The sequence below is a fragment of the Schaalia sp. 19OD2882 genome (genome assembly GCF_018986735.1).
Classification (GTDB): domain Bacteria; phylum Actinomycetota; class Actinomycetes; order Actinomycetales; family Actinomycetaceae; genus Pauljensenia.
Map to the genome: position 1 here is coordinate 1,575,623 of NZ_CP065521.1, position 16,645 is coordinate 1,592,267.

The 16,645-nt window shown below is 67.0% G+C and carries 14 protein-coding genes; 2 read left to right on the top strand and 12 right to left on the bottom strand.

All coding sequences use genetic code 11. The features are described 5' to 3' along the window. Nucleotides 1-56 precede the first annotated feature (56 nt). The 12 genes from proB to I6B53_RS07045 all read right to left on the bottom strand — a co-directional run bounded on the left by proB (nucleotide 57) and on the right by I6B53_RS07045 (nucleotide 13,232). A complete protein-coding gene (gene proB / locus I6B53_RS06990; protein WP_216763567.1) occupies nucleotides 57-1,163 on the bottom strand; it encodes a glutamate 5-kinase in 1,107 nt (368 codons plus the stop codon). Then, a complete protein-coding gene (gene obgE, locus I6B53_RS06995; protein ID WP_216763568.1) occupies nucleotides 1,160-2,704 on the bottom strand; it encodes a GTPase ObgE in 1,545 nt (514 codons plus the stop codon). Before obgE ends, proB begins: the two co-directional genes overlap by 4 nt. Nucleotides 2,705-2,784: 80 nt before the next feature. Then, a complete protein-coding gene (gene rpmA / locus I6B53_RS07000) occupies nucleotides 2,785-3,045 on the bottom strand; it encodes a 50S ribosomal protein L27 (RefSeq protein ID WP_216763569.1) in 261 nt (86 codons plus the stop codon). 39 nt (nucleotides 3,046-3,084) lie between these two features. After that, nucleotides 3,085-3,393: a 50S ribosomal protein L21 gene (gene rplU, locus I6B53_RS07005; protein ID WP_216765394.1), complete on the bottom strand. Its 309-nt coding sequence runs from the start codon at nucleotides 3,391-3,393 to the stop codon at nucleotides 3,085-3,087. Nucleotides 3,394-3,606: 213 nt separating this feature from the next. After that, complete coding sequence (locus tag I6B53_RS07010; protein ID WP_216763570.1) at nucleotides 3,607-4,185, bottom strand: TlpA disulfide reductase family protein; 579 nt, start codon at nucleotides 4,183-4,185, stop codon at nucleotides 3,607-3,609. A 10-nt stretch (nucleotides 4,186-4,195) separates the two neighbouring features. Then, the gene (gene ccsB, locus I6B53_RS07015) at nucleotides 4,196-5,182 is read right to left on the bottom strand and encodes a c-type cytochrome biogenesis protein CcsB (RefSeq protein ID WP_216763571.1); all 987 of its coding nucleotides are present in this window, start codon (nucleotides 5,180-5,182) and stop codon (nucleotides 4,196-4,198) included. Then, nucleotides 5,169-6,680, bottom strand: coding sequence for a cytochrome c biogenesis protein ResB (locus I6B53_RS07020; protein WP_216763572.1), 1,512 nt, complete (start codon nucleotides 6,678-6,680; stop codon nucleotides 5,169-5,171). Before I6B53_RS07020 ends, ccsB begins: the two co-directional genes overlap by 14 nt. A 42-nt stretch (nucleotides 6,681-6,722) precedes the next feature. Next, complete coding sequence (locus I6B53_RS07025) at nucleotides 6,723-7,541, bottom strand: cytochrome c biogenesis CcdA family protein (protein WP_301554130.1); 819 nt, start codon at nucleotides 7,539-7,541, stop codon at nucleotides 6,723-6,725. Continuing rightward, nucleotides 7,541-8,281, bottom strand: coding sequence for a tetratricopeptide repeat protein (locus I6B53_RS07030; protein WP_216763574.1), 741 nt, complete (start codon nucleotides 8,279-8,281; stop codon nucleotides 7,541-7,543). The genes I6B53_RS07025 and I6B53_RS07030 overlap by 1 nt, the downstream gene beginning before the upstream one ends. After that, nucleotides 8,268-9,758, bottom strand: a complete 1,491-nt coding sequence (locus I6B53_RS07035; RefSeq protein ID WP_216763575.1) for an ammonia-forming cytochrome c nitrite reductase subunit c552 — start codon at nucleotides 9,756-9,758, stop codon at nucleotides 8,268-8,270. Before I6B53_RS07035 ends, I6B53_RS07030 begins: the two co-directional genes overlap by 14 nt. 22 nt (nucleotides 9,759-9,780) lie before the next feature. Next, complete coding sequence (gene nrfH / locus I6B53_RS07040; protein WP_216763576.1) at nucleotides 9,781-10,266, bottom strand: cytochrome c nitrite reductase small subunit; 486 nt, start codon at nucleotides 10,264-10,266, stop codon at nucleotides 9,781-9,783. Between the two features lie 380 nt (nucleotides 10,267-10,646). Further along, on the bottom strand, nucleotides 10,647-13,232 hold the full coding sequence (locus I6B53_RS07045; protein WP_253953812.1) for an Rne/Rng family ribonuclease: 2,586 nt from the start codon (nucleotides 13,230-13,232) through the stop codon (nucleotides 10,647-10,649). Between the two features lie 604 nt (nucleotides 13,233-13,836). Here I6B53_RS07045 and I6B53_RS07050 point away from each other — a divergent pair. Continuing rightward, the gene (locus I6B53_RS07050; protein WP_216763578.1) at nucleotides 13,837-15,387 is read left to right on the top strand and encodes a cytochrome ubiquinol oxidase subunit I; all 1,551 of its coding nucleotides are present in this window, start codon (nucleotides 13,837-13,839) and stop codon (nucleotides 15,385-15,387) included. A gap of 14 nt (nucleotides 15,388-15,401) precedes the next feature. Beyond that, complete coding sequence (gene cydB, locus I6B53_RS07055) at nucleotides 15,402-16,520, top strand: cytochrome d ubiquinol oxidase subunit II (protein ID WP_216763579.1); 1,119 nt, start codon at nucleotides 15,402-15,404, stop codon at nucleotides 16,518-16,520. The last annotated feature ends 125 nt before the right edge of the window (nucleotides 16,521-16,645 follow it).

A 16,645-nucleotide genomic window follows, 5' to 3' on the forward strand; every position in this document is an offset into this window, starting at 1 on the left:
GGTTGCACGGTCAGGCGGGGCGCCCCGTGGGACTGCGCACGGCCCGGGCCCCGCCCTCAGACGAGGATCGCCAGGTCGTCCCGGTGGATGACCGGACGGGGATGCTGCCAGCCCTGGGACTCCAGGTCCGCGCGCCCCAGGCCCGCCATGGCGGCCACCGTGTCCGAGTCGTAGGCACACACCCCGCGCGCCACCAGCCCCGAGCCCGGGTGCACCACGTCCACCACGTCGCCCGCCTCGAAACTGCCCGAGACCTCGCGCACACCCGCCGCCAGCAGGGACTTCTTCCCCACCGTCAGGGCGTGCACGGCTCCGCGGTCCACCACGACCTCGCCCATCGACTGGGCGGCGTGGGCGATCCACAGGGTCCGTGAGGCCGGGCGGGCCGAGGACGGCTCGAACCAAGTGCCGACCTCCGCACCCGCCAATGCGCCCGCCAGTTGCGGAGCCGAGGTGAGCACCACGCCGATGCCGGAACCCGCCGCCATGGTCGCCGCCTGCATTTTCGTCACCATTCCGCCGGAGCCCACCTTGGAGCCCGCCCCCGTCACCAGCACGGAATGCAGGTCGTCAGTGGCGGACACGGTGCGCACCAGGGTCGCCCCCGGGTGCGAGGGTGGAGCCGTGTACAGGCCGTCCACGTCGGTGAGCAGCACCAGCACGTCGGCCGCCACCATCTGCGCCACATAGGCCGCCAAACGGTCGTTGTCACCAAAACGCACCTTCGGGGTGGTCACCGCGTCGTTCTCGTTGATGATCGGCACCACGGCGTGGCTCAGGAGCTTTTCCAGGGCGCTGCGGGCATTCGTGTAGTGCTCGCGGCGCATCACGTCCTCGGTGGTCAGCAGCACCTGGGCGACGTGCCGGTGGTGGGCCTGGAAGGCCTGCGACCAGTGGGCCACCAGCACCCCCTGCCCCATGGCGGCCACGGCCTGCACGGTGGCCAGGTCCTTCGGGCGCGCGTCCAGGCCCAGGGAACCCAGACCCGCCGCCACCGCGCCGGAGGAGACAATGACCATCTCACGACCGCCCGACTGCCACTGGGCGGCCAGGCGCGCCACCACGTCGATCCTGTTGAGGTCCAGTCCGCCGTCCTCGCGGGTGAGCGACGAGGACCCGATTTTCACGACGATGCGTCGCGCGCCGGCCAGTGCCTGCCTCATAGCCGCCCCTTGGGTGCGGGCTCGTCACCGCTTTCCGGGTCGGTCCAGATGCCGGCCATGCGTTCGGTCCACAGCTCCTCGCGGGCCTCGGCCTTGGCGTCCATCATGTCGTGGTAGCGTTCGCGGCGCTCCTTGCGGGTGGCGCGTCCGCCCTGCTCAAGGCGCAGGTCCTGGCCTCGCTGGCCAAGCAGCTCCGGCCCGGTGGACAAGGTGGGCTCCCAGTCGAAGACCACTCCCCCGTCCAGGTCGCCGATGACCACCGTGTCGCCCGCGAAGGCCCCGGCCTTCATGAGCATGTCCTCCACGCCGGCCGCCGCCAGGCGGTCCGCCAGGTAGCCGACCGCCTCGTCGTTGGTGAAGTCGGTCTGCTTGACCCACCGTTCCGGCTTCGTGCCGCGCACCTGGTAGACGGGTTCGTCCCCCATGTGCACCTGGCGCACGGTGATCTGGTCCTGCTGGCCCACCGCCGCCGGGCGGATGACGGCGCGGGCCTCGGGGGCGGGCAGCTTCGCGCGCTGTTCGGCCACGAGGGCGCCAAGGGTGAAGGACAGGGGGCGCAGTCCTTCGTGGGACACTGCCGAGACCTCGTGGATCGGCCAGCCGAATTCTTCGAGGTCGGGGCGGGTGATCTCCGCCAGGTCGCGCCCGTCGGGAATGTCGATCTTGTTGAGGACGATGACTCTCGGGCGTTCCATGAGGGGCACGTAGCCTTCGACCTCGCCCAGGTCCCCCTGGTAGGCCGCCAGTTCCGCCTCGATGGTGCGCAGGTCGGCGACCGGGTCGCGGTCGGACTCGAAGGCGGCCGTGTCGATGACGTGGACGATGACGGCGCAGCGCTCCACATGGCGCAGGAAGTCCAGGCCCAGGCCCTTGCCCTGCGAGGCGCCGGGGATGAGACCCGGCACGTCGGCGATCGTGTAGCGCACGTCGCCGGCCTCGACCACGCCGAGGTTCGGCACCAGGGTGGTGAAGGGGTAGTCGGCGATCTTCGGCCGGGCCGCCGACATGGCGGCGATGATCGAGGACTTTCCTGCCGAGGGGAATCCGACCAGCGCCACGTCGGCGACGGATTTGAGTTCGAGGACGACGTCGCGCTCCTCGCCGGGCTCACCCAGCAGGGCGAAGCCCGGGGCCTTTCGGGCCTTCGAGGCCAGCGCCGCGTTGCCCAGGCCGCCGCGTCCGCCCTCGGCAACGGTGAAACGTGTGCCCGCGCCGGTGAGGTCCGCCAGCAATTCGCCGGAGGTCGACTTGACCACGGTGCCTTCGGGTACGGGCAGGACGACGTCCTCGCCGTTGCGGCCCTGACGGAAGTCGCCCATGCCGGGGGTGCCGTTCTTGGCCCTCTGGTGGGGGCTGTGGTGGTACGTGAGCAGCGTGGTCACCTGCGGGTCGACCTCGAGGATGACGGAGCCGCCGTTGCCCCCATTGCCGCCGTCGGGCCCGCCCAGAGGCTTGAACTTCTCGCGTTTGACGGAGGCCACCCCGTGGCCGCCGTTGCCGCCGAAGGCGTGGATGGTCACTCGGTCGACGAAGCTCGGCACGGGTCCTCCTGGGGTACGGTGGTCCGGATGTGGACGAAGGGCGCCCGGAAACCGGACGCCCTTCGCTGTCGTGGGGTCTGTCAGGCAGAGACCGGCTCGACGATGTTGATGACCCGACGGTCACGGCGGGTGGAGAACTCCACGGCGCCGGCGCGCAGGGCGAAGAGGGTGTCGTCCTTGCCGCGGCCCACGCCGTCACCGGGGTGGAAGTGCGTGCCACGCTGGCGGACGATGATCTCGCCGGCCTTGACGACCTGGCCGCCGAAACGCTTCACACCGAGGCGCTGGGCGTTGGAGTCGCGGCCGTTGCGGGAGGAGCCGAGGCCCTTCTTGTGTGCCATGTCGACACCTGCTTTCTGCTCGTGCGGTTGGGAGGCGTCTCAGGCGATCTCGGTGATCTTGACAACCGACATCTTCTGACGGTGGCCCTGGCGCTTGCGGTAACCGGTCTTGTTCTTGTACTTGATGATCGAGATCTTCGGACCCTTGGCGGTGTCGACGACCTCGGCCTTGACGGTGACCTTCTTCAGTGAGTCGGCGTCGACGGTGATCTTGTCCCCGTCGACCAGCATCAGCGGCTGGAGTTCGATGCTGGCGCCGATCTCCTCGGCCAGCTTGTCGACGACGACGACGTCACCGACGGACACCTTCTCCTGACGGCCGCCGGCCTTGACGATCGCGTAGACCACGTTGAACTCACTTCTCTCAAGCATCTTCTGGACGGACATCCCCCACCCGGGCCCGCAGGCGGGCCACAGTGGCCGGTGGATTCCGTTGGCGCTCGGTGCGCCGACGATCAAATCTAGCGGAGAGGGGCCGCGCCGGGCAACCCGACCCATCCCTTGTCCGGGACCGTGAGCTGTGCGATTCCACACCTGCACCCAAGTGGCGACACGCCGGGCTCACTTGAGCAGTTCGGCAACCTTGCGCTCCATCTGGGCGGGGCTCAGTGCGCCCACGCGCGAGTCGACAATGACACCGTCCGCCCCGACGAACCAGTGGGCGGGGATTCCGTCCACGCCCCACGCCCTGGAGATGACGCCGTCCTTGTCGACCACGTGCGTGTACCCCAGGCCCAAGGTGGACACCCACTTCTTGACGGTGTCCGGGTCGTCGTTGACGTGCACGGCGACGATCCTCACCTTGTCACCGTGGGCCGCGTGGACGGCCTGGATGTCGGGAGCCTCCACACGGCAGTCCGTGCACCATGTGGCGTTGAAGAGCAGCCACAGGGGTTTGCCGTCGAGTTTCGCCGTGTCGATCGGCGTACCCTCCAGGGTGGTGGCCGTGAAGGTCGGCGCCTTGTCCCCCACCGCAGGGGCGGCCAAGGAGACGCCCTGTCCACTGACCTGGGTCTGCGCGCGCCCCGACTGTGCGGGACCTCCCGAGCGCACCGACTGTGCCAGCCAGACCCCGCCCAGGACCACGGCCGTCGTCACGGCCAGGACCAGCGTGTTCCTCACCCAGGCGGAGTTCCTCATCGGCCCATTGTCACCCATAGGAGTGCAGGCCACCGAAGAAGTGGTTGCCGAAGTAGGCGAAGAGGACCGCCGCGAAGCCCAGGATCAGCATCCAGGCGCTGCGGCTGCCCTGCCAGCCACGGGTGACCCGTGTGTGCAGGTAGGCGGTGTAGATGAGCCATGTGACCAGGGCCGCGGTCTCCTTGGGGTCCCAGCCCCAGTAGCGCCCCCACGCGGTGTTCGCCCAGATGGAACCCATGACGATCATGAGGGTGAGCAGCGGGTAGGTGACGGCAGCGGCCTTGTAGCCGATGTCGTCGAGCACCTCCTGGGAGGGCAGGGCCTTGACCCGCAGGTACGGGTGGGCCAGGTACAGGGATGCGGCGCCGAAACTCACACACGCCGCACCGTAGGAGAGCACCGCGAAGGCCACGTGCAGCGTGAGCATCAGGTTGTCCTTGAGAGCCGGCACCAGCGGCTTGATGGTCATGTCCAGCGAGTTCGCGTACACCAGCAGGGCGATGACCACGGGCAGGACCACCATCGACAGCGCGCGGATCCGGTAGCGGTACTCCGCCAGCAGGTACGCCAACAGGATGCCGAAGGCGAAGGACACGGCGAACTCGTGCTGGTTGGCGAAGGGGCTGTAGCCAGAGGTAATCGTGCGCATCACCAGGTAGGCGACCAGCAGGACCACCGACACCGCGGTGAATCCGGTGGCGTACAGGGCCAGTCCCTTGGGCAGGCGGTCGCCGATCGTCCGGGCCGCAAAGGCACCACGGGGCACTTCTTCGGTCTCGTCCACTCCTTCGGCCTCGTCGACCAAGGCGTCGTCGTCGCTGCCCGAGGTGCGTGCACCAACTCCCGCGCGGGCCTTGCCGTGGGCCGCACGGGCGTCGGTCAGCGCGGCACGCCGACCGGTCAGGACGACGATGTTGCAGATCAGGGCGAGGACGGTGATGACCAGTGTGCTGGTGAGCAGCAACTGACCCACGCGTAGGACGTCATCGGGTGCCATGGGGCTCCTCCTCGTCGGTGTCGGGGGTGAGGTCGACTCGGGCCTGGCCACCAGTGTCGGGCAGTGCGGCTTCGACTTGGCGGACAAGGCCGGAGAAGATCCTCTCGAAGGTCACGTCCAGTCGTGAGACCGAACCGAGTCGGACCACACGGGTGCCGTCATCGTCCTCGTCCACACGGACCCACAGGCGCCGGTACTGCAGCAGGAAGGTGATGCACGTGCCGCCCACCAGCAGGACGGACGCCACCCACATGATCGGCGCACCCGGGTCATTGCGCAGGGTGATGCCCGTGTACTCCCGTTCACGCTGGAAGGTCACGGTGATGCCCTCCATCTCGACACTGTTGCCTTGGGTGACCTGCTTGGAGGCCACAGGTCCGCTCTGCGTGTCGGCGTGGATCTCGAACAGGGCGCTGCCCGGAGGAATGGTGGACATGCCCTGACCGGAGGCGGCCGTGGCGACCACCAGGGTCTTGCCGGTCTGCCCCAGCGGCATGAAGCCGTAGACATCCGATCGGTCCTCCGTGGTGTTCGTCAAGGGCACAGTGCCTTCGTACAGGGCCCTGCCGGAGGCGTCAGTGGCGCGCAGGTCCACCGCGTGGCCGAAGCTGGCCTGGTGGAAGCGGAAACCGTCGACCACCAGGGGCGAGTTGACGCGCACCTCCTGGTGGGCGACTTCGGTGCCGCCCTTTGTCACCGAGAGTTCGGAGACGTAGTCGGCTGCCTGCCCCTCGGGCGTGTAGGTGTCGGTGAAGGCCACTGCGCTCACCGTCAGACCGGAGTCGTGTCCGACTTCGACTGAACCGCCCACCGGGATGTCCAGGTTCTCGTCGACGCTGAGGAAGGAGGACACGACGAAGGCGATGAGGATGAGGACGAAGGCCGTGTGTGCCAGAACGGTTCCGATTCCGCTCCACGCGAAGCGGTCGGCGAAGACGGCACGCTCCGGATCACGCGGATCCTCCAGGAGGCGCCATTTCTTGGCGCTCAAGACGCCCCGCACCTGTGACAGGGCCCGGTCAGTACTGGCCGAGGTGTGCACCACTGCGCGGTAGCGGGCCCTGTCGAAGAATCGTGGCGCCACATGGGTGCGCGGGCGGTGCACCCGGTCCCGGAGTTCCGGGATGCGGTGGGTGGTGCAGGCGATGATGCTCAGGGCCAGCAGGGTCACCACCACGAGGAAGCCGATGGAGGTGAAGGCGTGGAAGAGGCCGAGGGCGTCCAACAGGTTGGTGGCCGGTCCCAGGGTGGGGCGCAATTCGCCGAGGAAATGCTCGTGGGCGGAGGCGTCCGCGTGGACCTCGGGGCTCATCTGCGGGACCAAGGAGCCCACGAAGGCGTAGGCGGCGAAGGCGAGGATCAACAGGACACCGAAGACCTTCGAGTAGAAGAGGCGGTACAGCCAGTGGAAGAGTTCTCCGACGCGCACCTCGCCCTCGTGGGCTCCGCTGTCCGGCGACTCGACACGGGACTGTGCGCCGCCGCTGCGCTCACTCATGTGCATCCCCTTTCCGTCCAATCCCACTGCGGCCACCACGGCTCACGTACCGAACCAGGCAGTGCCCGACAGTGGACCCAGCAGGTCGGTGACCATGAGGAAGCCGATGACCAGCAGGAACAAGCCCGACAAGATGTGGAGGGCACGACGTCGCCCTCGCATCCACGTCAGCAGACGTCCGCCCCGGTCCAGTCCTGCCGCCAGCAGGACCAGCGGCAGGCCCAGTCCCGCGCAGAAGACCACCATGAGGGCCAGTCCCTGCCATGCAGTCTCGGCCGCCAGGGCCATGGCGATGATCGCGCCGAGGACGGGCCCGATGCACGGCGACCATCCGAGGGCGAAGGCGAGTCCCAGGGCCGCTGATGCCACCACTCCCCTGCGTGTGCCGTCCAGCTTGCCCATTCCTGCAAGAACCCGGTCCAGGAATCCCATGCGAATCAGACCTGTGGCCTGCAATCCCATGATCAACAGCAGCACACCGCCGACGACGCGCAGGGGTTCCCGCAATGCCCCAAGGACATTGCCGGCCGCTGCAGCCAGCGCCCACAGGCCCACGAAGACCACGCTGAACGCGGCAACGAAGGCGAGCGCATTGCACAGGGCGACCCATCTGCCATCGGCCGAATCGGCCATGGCCCCAGCCGGTTCCTGGCGGACGCGTGTGCGCACGGCTGCCGGGTCGATGAAGCCCGTCGCGGGCAGGGCACCCACGGTGCGCAGGGGTGAGGGCACTTGCATCGTGTCGGCGGAGCGGACTCCGGCCAGATGGACCAGCAGTGCGGGCACGAGGGGCAGGAAGCAGGGGGAGGCGAAGGCCAGTACCCCGGCGAGGAGGGCAGCAGGTAGCGACACGGCATCCATCAGGACCGACCGCCGTCACCACTCGGTGGGCCCAGACCTTCGGGAACACCGCCGCTGTCGGAGCCATGCCCACTCTGGGGGCCCTGGAGATGCTCCATGTGCATCTGGGCCTGCTTGGCCTGCGCGGATTCAGGGTCCAGCTCAATGACCTTCTGCCACGCACCGAAGGCGGCCTCGGCGTCCTGGGGCTCAGCCATGAGATGGCAGAAGCCGATGTGGTACCAGCCGCGCACATCCGACGGGGCGACGTCTATGACCTTCTGGAAGTACTCCTTGGCGCGATCGATGTCCCCCATGTCGAATCGCAGTGCCCCCACTTCGAGCAGGGCGTCGATGTTCTGCGGGTTGGCCTCCAACGCGGCCTCGGCGCGTGCGATCCGCACGGCGGTGCCTTCGGTGGCATTCGTCCCCGACATCTCGTCTTCGAGGTTCGCATGGGGATCCTGGCTGTTCGCCGTCCACGACGACCACCAGATGGCACCACCCATGCCGACCAGCACGGCCACCACCAGCGCCACTTTCATGCCTCGGGTGAGGATCTTCGCAGGAGCGCCCAGGCTCTGGGCGGCGCGCTCTGCCCTGCGACGCGCCGCCCGGTCGCCGAGCAGGTCGTCATCCCGTTCGGAGCGGCCTTCGTAGAAGGCCTCCGACTCGTCCTCGGGCACTTCCTCGTCGGGCACGACCTCGCACTCGTGCGGGGTCTTGTCCGAGGAGGCTTCGGCGCGGTCAGTGGGCCGCATTCACAGCCTCGGCGGCGGCCGACTGGGCAGCCTCTTCCGCTTGCTTGAAGTGCTCGCTGATCTCGGAGGGCTTCAATTGGTCGGCGGGCACTCCCCTGAGGGCAAGCTGCCCTTCACGCGCAGCATCGAGGGCCTGGCTGAGGATCCGCTGAATGTACTCGGGGGCGTGGAAGCCGTAGGAGTTCTCCGAGTAGACGTAGTCCAGGTAGAAGCTGGCCTTGCGCTGGAACTGCTGTGCCAGGGCGATCTGGTCGGCGGGAGTTCCATCCGTCTTGGCCTTCTCCAAGTCCTTGATCAGGGCCACGAGGGCGTCGAAGGTGCGGTCGCGGGAGTCGATGTAGCGCGACTGGATGGTGGCCACACGCTGTTCGAGGACCCCGTCGCCGGTCTTGTGACAGGTGCCGCAGGAGGCGTTGACGTCACTCAAGGGTGTGGTGATGTGGTGGTTGGTGATCTTCTCGGCGCCTGCGCGCTTGAAGTTCATGTGGCAGTCGGCGCAGGAGACGCCATTGGCCGCGTGGACGGAGTTGGACCAGACGTCGAACTCGGGGTGTTGAGCCTTGAGCATGGCGGCACCCGTGGTCTTGTGCTCCCAGTCGGTGAATCCGGCCTTCTCGTAGTAGGTGTAGATGTCGTCGATGTCGATGCCTTTGTCCCAGGGGAAGGTCAGGACCTTGTCCTCGCCCTTGAAGTAGTACTCGACATGGCACTGGGCGCACACGTAGGAGCGCATTTCCTGGGTGGAGGCGTCGCGGTTGACGTCGTAGTCCTGGACTCCCTGGGTCTTCTTCAAAGCGGCGATCGCGCGCTCGAAGCCGGGCCGGGTGATGCGCAATTCCATGGTCTTCGGGTCGTGGCAGTCGATGCAGGCCACCGGATGAGCGGCCTCGCTCTTGGTGAGGACCTCGGTCAGGGTGTGTTTGCCCATTTCGAGGAAGCCCTTCTGGCGGTCACCCCCACCCAGTTTGTCGTACATCTCGGGTCCGGAGACGTGGCAGTTGGCACAGGTTCCGGGCTGCTTCACCTGGAGGTTGCGCAGCGTGTAGATCTGGTCGGTGGTCATGTGTTCGTGACCGCGGGCGTGACGGTAGTCCTTGGAGAAGGCGTAGCCGGCCCACATGTCCTTCAGACGCGGGTCCTCGACCAGTTTCTGGCCAGCGACCTCGGTGCGCGGGTCGGACTGGGTGGCATCCTGCTTCTCCAGCACACCGTCGTGGCTGCCCTTGGTGAATTCGGCGGTCTTCTTGTAGTCCTCGTACTGCAGGGGGTGGTTCTTGCCCCATTCGGCCGGGTCATAGGTCTGCTCCGTGAGCTCGACCACTTGGGCCTTGGGGGCTGCGGCCTCGTTCATGTGCTGGTTGACATTCATCAGCAGCATGGTGACGATGAAGGTCCCTGCCGCGACCAGGACGATGAGCAGCACGAGGAACAGTGGCTTCGTGAAGAAGCCGCTGGCCGTGGTCTTCTCGGTGGCCATTTCCCTTACCTCACTTCTCTTCCTACTCGTGGCCGACGCCCGAGTGGCACCTCACGCAGTCGTAGACCTCCGGGTCGTTGGAGTTCACCGAGTGTCGGATGTCGTTCGTGATGTTCGCGTGGCAGTGCAGACAGGCTTTGTTCGTCACGTCCAGGGAGACCGGGCGGGCGACGATGTTCTGGGGGTACCAGCCGGTCGTGAACTTGAGTCCGTGCCAGAAGCCGTTCTCCGCCTTGACGTAGTACTTGTTGACGATGTTGTCGTGGGGCAGGTGGCAGTCGGCACACACCGCCGTGTGCCGGTGGTGTCCCGCAACCCACCCGTCGTACTGCTCCTGCATGACATGGCAGTTCACACACGCATTGGGGTCCGAGCTCAGGTACGAGTACCCCTTGGCGTACACGAAGGTGTAGACCGCAAGGCCCGCGAGGACGCCGATGGAGAACGCTGCCAGGACCATGAGGATCGACCCGGGGCCCAAGCGAGACCTGGAGGCCGTAACGGCCATCACCCTCACCCCCTTCGTCGAGCATTGCGACAACGTGTCGTCACCTACTTTCAAGATTAACAAAGGGCCCTTCCCGCACTTGAGGAGACGACTCTTGCGCACATGGAGCACAGGACCGCCCGAGCCTTGCCACTCCCACCTGTTGGGACTTGAGTCCCAGCGGGTCCCACACGCATGCGACGTCTCCGCGTTGCGGTGCCACCTGCCGCCCGACTCCGTGTGGACCAACACCTGGACCAACACAGGAGGGCGCCGAAGACCTCATTTCGCAAAGAAGGAGAGCGCCTGCGTCAAAAGCGCGAAATGACGCGGGAACCCCGCCGGTGACGGGGTTCCCGAAGGTCCAGAGCCTCCTCGAATTGAGGCAGTCGGACCTTTCCTCATTCGCCGGTGTCGACCACGCCAGTGCTCACCGCACGGCGTCGCCTCTTCGGCTTGCCCGCAGGTTCAGAGACGGCCGGCGCCTCGGAACGCTCCGGCAGCACGATCTCGCTGACATCCAAAGGGACGGGCGAGGGCGCTGGAGCCTCCACCTTGGCCGGCAATTCGATGAGCGGGGCCACAGTGGGCTCCGGCTCGGCCGACTGGGAGGAGACCGCACGACGACGACGCGGCTTCTTGACCGACAGGTCGGCGCTCACAGGAAGCTCTGGCACCACCTCTGTGGAGGACTCCACAGAGAGCACCTCGGGCGCGACAGGCCGGGGGATCGAAACTTCGACATCCTCCAGCGTCGTGCGGGTCGGGGTCACCACGTCCAGACTGCGCGCCTGGCGAGTGCGACCCCGCCCTCGCTCCTTGGGGGCAAGCGGCGCCTCAGTGGCCCCCTGCCCGGAGCCTGGGGAGTCCCCCTCCTTGGGAGCGTGGGAGGAGGCGGCAGCAGCAGCAATCGCAGTGAGCGCCTCGCGGGCCTTCTCGCGCTCGGGCCCGTCCTCGATCCGACGCGGCTCGGCCTGCGACTTCTTCTTCTTGGAGGACTTGCCGGAGCCCTGCTGGGAACCCTGGCCGCCCGCAGAGTTCTCCACCGGGTGGTGGTGGACGATGAATCCGCGGCCCTCACATGCCTGGCAGGTCGTCGAGAAGGCCTCGACCAGGCCCTCCCCCACCCTCTTGCGGGTCATCTGGACCAAGCCCAGCGAGGTGATCTCCGTGACCTGGTGGCGCGTGCGGTCACGCCCGAGGCACTCCACCAGTCGGCGCAGCACCAGGTCACGGTTGGACTCCAGGACCATGTCGACGAAGTCGACGATGACGATCCCTCCGATGTCGCGCAGGCGCAGCTGACGGACGATCTCCTCTGCGGCTTCGAGGTTGTTGCGCGTGACGGTCTCCTCCAGGGTGCCACCGGCACCGATGAACTTGCCCGTGTTGACGTCGATGACCGTCATGGCCTCAGTGCGGTCGATGACCAGGGTGCCGCCGCTGGGCAGCCACACCTTGCGGTCCATGCCTTTGGCCAGCTGCTCGTCGACACGGTTGGCGGCGAAGACGTCCTCGGTGCCCACCCACTGTTCGACGCGTTCCGACAACTCCGGCGAGAGCTCGGTGACGTAGTCCTTGACAGTCCGGTAGGTCTGGCGGCCCTCGATGACCAGGGAGGAGAAGTCCTCGTTGAAGATGTCGCGCACGACGCGCACGGCCAGTTCGGGTTCGCCGCGCAGCAGGTAGGGGGCGGACTTCGACTTGGCGCGCTTGGCTTCGATCTCCTCCCACTGCTTCGTCAGACGCGCGACGTCCTCGCTGATCTGCTGCTCGGTGGCCCCCTCGGCCGCAGTGCGCACGATGACTCCGGCATCCTCCGGGACGACAGCCTTGAGGATCTTCTTCAGGCGTGAGCGTTCCTTGTCAGGAAGTTTGCGCGAGATGCCCATCATCGACCCGCCGGGGATGAGGACGAGGTAGCGCCCCGCCAAGGTGATCTGGCTGGTCAGACGCGCGCCCTTGTGGCCGATGGGGTCCTTGGTCACCTGGACCGGGACCGGGTCGCCACTCTTGAGGGCCGACTCGATGCGCCTGGGGCGTCCCTCCAGGCCGACAGCGTCCCAGTTGACTTCGCCGGCGTAGAGCACCGCGTTGCGGCCGCGGCCGATGTCGACGAATGCCGCCTCCATCGAGGGCAGGACGTTCTGGACGCGCCCCATGTAGATGTTGCCGACCATGGAGGACTGGGTGCGTCGGGCCACGTAGTGCTCGACCAGCAGGTTGTCCTCGAGGATCGCGATCTGGTCCAAGCCGTCGCGGTGGCGGATGACCATCCTGCGGTTGACGGATTCACGCCGGGCGAGGAACTCGGACTCGGAGATGCCGTGCTTGCGGCGTCCTTCCTTGCGCCCCTCACGCCGGCGCTGCTTCTTGGCCTCCAGTCGAGTGGAACCCTTGAGGGCCTTCACCTGGTCGACGGGATCGGCGTCCTCGTCCATGGTGGGACGTGAGCGGCGCCGCCGGCGACGACGGCTGGTCCCTTCTTCCTCGGCCTCGTCCTTGGCGGACTCATCGGCGGTGTCGGTGGGCTCGTCGCGCTGTTCCTCTTCGACCTCGACAGTCTTCGCCGTGCGCGTACGGGCGCGCCGGCCACGCGTTGAGGGCGCCGGGTCGTCCTCTTCCGGGCTCTCCGACGAGGGCGGGACCTCGGCGGTTTCGTCACCGTCGCCCACCTGCGCCTTGCGGGCGCGGGTCCGCTTGGACCTGGGGGCGCCGGCCCCGCTCTGGTCCGCCTCGGAGGAGGCGGCCTCGTCCTGGGTGGCGCGCTGCTTGCGGCCACGCGTGCGGCGCTCCGAAGCGGTCTCGGGGCTCGAGTCGTCCTCGGCGGCACTGCGGCGTGAACGGGATCGGCGCGCAGGGGCCTCGTCCTGGTCACTCGGACGCTCGGGCGGGGCCTGGAAGGTCGGCTCCTGGAATGCGGGAGCCTGGAAGAGCAGCGAAGCTGCCGGCGTCGAGGGCGCCGGTGTGGTCGTCTCGTCGGACACGATTCTCCAAAGGTCGGTGGCAGGACTTCCACACCGAAGACCCAGCCTTGTCACTCGCCCGGATGGGGCGGAAGCCTGAATGAGCGCCATGGGCGCGCGGACCCGCTCAGTCGACGCCTCCCTCGGGGGAGGACCTGGGACCGGGGCCCGGGACGACCGAGGTGTGTCGGGCGCCCCTTCCGGGACACATTCTCCCACACCTGTACAGCTCCGGCCTTTTCGCCACATTGGCGATGCGTCACCAATCCGCTCTCACCATGGCGCCGAGGGCCCGGAAGCTGCGGTTGACAGCGGAAGTCGCCACCCTTCTGACAGTCATTCAGTTCTTGACCAAGCACATGTGGTGCACCATCCCGACCCAACATGGGACCTCCGTCCCGAAGCCCCCTCGACCCTCCCCTCCCATCCGAGGCGCACAGCGCTGCAATCAATGGGACTTTCACGCTCATCCGACCATCACGCACCATCGGATCAATAATGGGACAAAGGGCCCGAGCAGTACTTGACCACCCGGTAGTTCGAGGTATCTTTCTGGCATGATGTCGCGACAGTGTGCTGGCGCGCCTTCACCCATCACCTCTTGCCCCCAACCGGAAGGCGTCACATGACCCTCGCGCAAACAGCGTTCGACACGCTGACACTGGGGCGGTGGCAGTTCGGCATCACGACCGTCTACCACTTCCTCCAGGTTCCCCTGACCATTGGCCTGAGTCTGCTCGTGGCCCTCATGCAGACCTTCTGGTACCGCACGGGCAAGGAAGCCTGGCTCCAGGCCACGAGATTCTTCGGCAAGATCCTCCTCATCAACTTCGCGCTGGGTGTCGCCACCGGCATCGTCCAGGAGTTCCAGTTCGGCATGAACTGGTCGGAGTACTCCCGCTTCGTCGGCGACATCTTCGGCGCACCCCTGGCCATCGAGGCGCTGCTGGCCTTCTTCATGGAATCGACCTTCTTGGGCCTGTGGATCTTCGGATGGGGACGCCTGTCCAAGAAGACGCACCTGGCCACCATCTGGCTGGTCGCCCTCGGCACGATGATCTCGGCCCTGTGGATCCTCAGCGCGAACTCGTGGATGCAGCACCCGGTGGGCGCCGTCTTCAACGCCCAGACCGGCCGCGCCGAACTCGACGGGCTTGGCGGCTTCATCCAGCTCATCACCAGCCCCGTGCTGTTCTGGGAGTTCACGCACGTCATCACATCCGCCTGGCTGACCGCAGGCACCGTCGTGGCGGGGCTGGCCATCTGGTGGATGACTCGCGCTGCCCGAGAAGGTGGAGAGGCCGGACGCACCGAGGCACGGGAGGTCTGGCGTCCCGTGGCCCGCTTCGGCCTGACCGTCACCCTGGTCGGCGGCCTGCTCGCCGCCACCACCGGTCACTTCCAGGGCCAGGCCCTGGTCGAGGAACAACCCCTGAAGATGGCGGTTGCCGAAGGCATCTGTGTGGACACCGAAGGTGCGGCGTTCACGGTGGCCCAATTCGGAGACTGCCCGCTGGACGGCACCGCGATGCCGACCAAGTTCGTCGAAGTCCCCGGCGTGGCCTCCTTCATGTCGCACAACAGCTTCTCCGCCAAATCCGCGGGTGTGGCCGATGAGCACAAGCGCATGGTCGACCTGCTCAACTCGAACAAGGACTTCGTGGCCACCTACGGTGACGCCGCCCAGTACGACTTCCGCCCCCCGCAGATGCCCGTGTTCTGGTCCTTCCGTCTGATGATCGGCATCGGGTGCTTCTCGATGCTGCTCGGCGCCGTGGGCCTGTGGTTCCTGCGCAAGAAGGACGACCTGCCCACCCACAAGTGGCTTGGCCAACTGGGCATCATCTCCATCCCGATGCCCTTCATCGGCATCACCTTCGGCTGGATCTTCACCGAGATGGGCCGCCAGCCATGGCTGGTGCACCCGAACCTGGGTGCCCTCACCGCCGGTGACCCAGTCGCTTCGGTCCTCATGATGACCGACTTCGGAGTGTCCACCCACGTCCCCGCATGGCAGGTGGGTGCCACCATGGTGCTGTACACGATTCTCTACGGCGTCCTGGGCGTGGTCTGGCTGGTGCTCCTGAGGCGCTACGCCGTCGAAGGCATCCACTCGAAGAAGCCCATGGACACCTCAACGGACGCCGAAGCCGGCGCCCTGAGCTTCGGTTACTGAGGAAGGAACCTGACATGACTCTCTCCATCCTCTGGTTCATCCTCATCGGCGTCCTGTGGACCGTCTTCCTGGTCCTCGAGGGCTTCGACTTCGGCGTGGGCATGCTGCTGCACGTGGTGGCCAAGAACGACCGTGAGCGCACCCAGACGGTGCGCACGATCGGCCCGCACTGGGACGGCAACGAGGTCTGGCTGCTGACCGCCGGCGGCGCCACCTTCGCCGCATTCCCCGAGTGGTACGCGACAATGTTCTCCGGCATGTACGTGGCCCTGTTCCTCGTCCTGGTCCTGCTCATCCTGCGAATCTCCGCCCTGGAATGGCGTTCGAAGATCGCCACCGAGCGTTGGCGCGCCATGTGGGACAGGTTCCACACCCTCTCCGCCTTCGGCGTGCCCCTGCTGCTGGGGGTGGCCTTCGCGAACCTGGTCCAGGGCATGGCGATCCAGGTCGTCGGCCGCGACGGAGCCGTGGTCCCCGCCCAGGGTGTCCAGGACTCCCTGGCCACCTCCACCCACCAGCTCACCGGCGGGTTCTTCTCACTGTTGACCCCCTTCACGCTGCTCGGCGGCGTGGTGGTCCTGGCGATCTGCCTGGCCCACGGCGCGCAATTCCTGGCACTGAAGACCGAGGGCGTCGTGCGTGAACGCGCCAACTCCATCGCAGCGCCCCTCACCGCTGCCGCCACGGTCCTGGCCGCCGTGTGGGTCATCTGGGGCCAGTTCGCCTACGTGTCGAATGTGCTGGCGTGGATCCCGCTGGTCATCGCGGCCCTGTGCCTGGTCGGCTCGGCGGTCTTCTCCCAGAAGGTCATGCGCAGCGAAGGCAAGTCCTTCGCCCTGTCCGCCCTGGGCATCGCAGCCGCAGTGGCGTGGATCTTCTCAGCGATGGCTCCGGCCGTCATGAAGTCCTCCATCGACCCGGCGTACTCCCTGACGATCGACCAGGCGTCGGCAAGCCAGCCGACCCTCACGCTGATGACAGGCGTTGCGGTGTGCCTGCTGCCCTTCGTCCTGGTCTACATCATCTGGTCGTACTGGGTGTTCCGCCACCGCGTCGGACCTGAGGACGTGGAGACCAACACCGGTCTGGTCTTCGGCAGGATTCGCCTGAACGAGAACTTCCTGGCCGGCTGACGCCGCCAACTCCTGGGGGCCGGGTCTGCGTGAGCAGGCCCGGCCCCCTTCTGCCCGCCCGTGGCGCACATGTGACCGGAATTCTGCCGGCTCGCGAACGCGCGGGCGGATTGCGTGCTCAAGGG

Excerpts from the sequence above, each read along its gene's own strand:
- proB (WP_216763567.1), bottom strand. The coding sequence starts at position 1,163 with ATGAGGCAGGCACTGGCCGGCGCGCGACGCATCGTCGTGAAAATCGGG.
- rpmA (WP_216763569.1), bottom strand. The coding sequence starts at position 3,045 with ATGGCACACAAGAAGGGCCTCGGCTCCTCCCGCAACGGCCGCGACTCC.
- I6B53_RS07010 (WP_216763570.1), bottom strand. The coding sequence starts at position 4,185 with ATGAGGAACTCCGCCTGGGTGAGGAACACGCTGGTCCTGGCCGTGACG.
- ccsB (WP_216763571.1), bottom strand. The coding sequence starts at position 5,182 with ATGGCACCCGATGACGTCCTACGCGTGGGTCAGTTGCTGCTCACCAGC.
- I6B53_RS07020 (WP_216763572.1), bottom strand. The coding sequence starts at position 6,680 with ATGAGTGAGCGCAGCGGCGGCGCACAGTCCCGTGTCGAGTCGCCGGAC.
- I6B53_RS07025 (WP_301554130.1), bottom strand. The coding sequence starts at position 7,541 with ATGGATGCCGTGTCGCTACCTGCTGCCCTCCTCGCCGGGGTACTGGCC.
- I6B53_RS07030 (WP_216763574.1), bottom strand. The coding sequence starts at position 8,281 with ATGCGGCCCACTGACCGCGCCGAAGCCTCCTCGGACAAGACCCCGCAC.
- I6B53_RS07035 (WP_216763575.1), bottom strand. The coding sequence starts at position 9,758 with ATGGCCACCGAGAAGACCACGGCCAGCGGCTTCTTCACGAAGCCACTG.
- nrfH (WP_216763576.1), bottom strand. The coding sequence starts at position 10,266 with ATGGCCGTTACGGCCTCCAGGTCTCGCTTGGGCCCCGGGTCGATCCTC.
- I6B53_RS07050 (WP_216763578.1), top strand. The coding sequence starts at position 13,837 with ATGACCCTCGCGCAAACAGCGTTCGACACGCTGACACTGGGGCGGTGG.
- cydB (WP_216763579.1), top strand. The coding sequence starts at position 15,402 with ATGACTCTCTCCATCCTCTGGTTCATCCTCATCGGCGTCCTGTGGACC.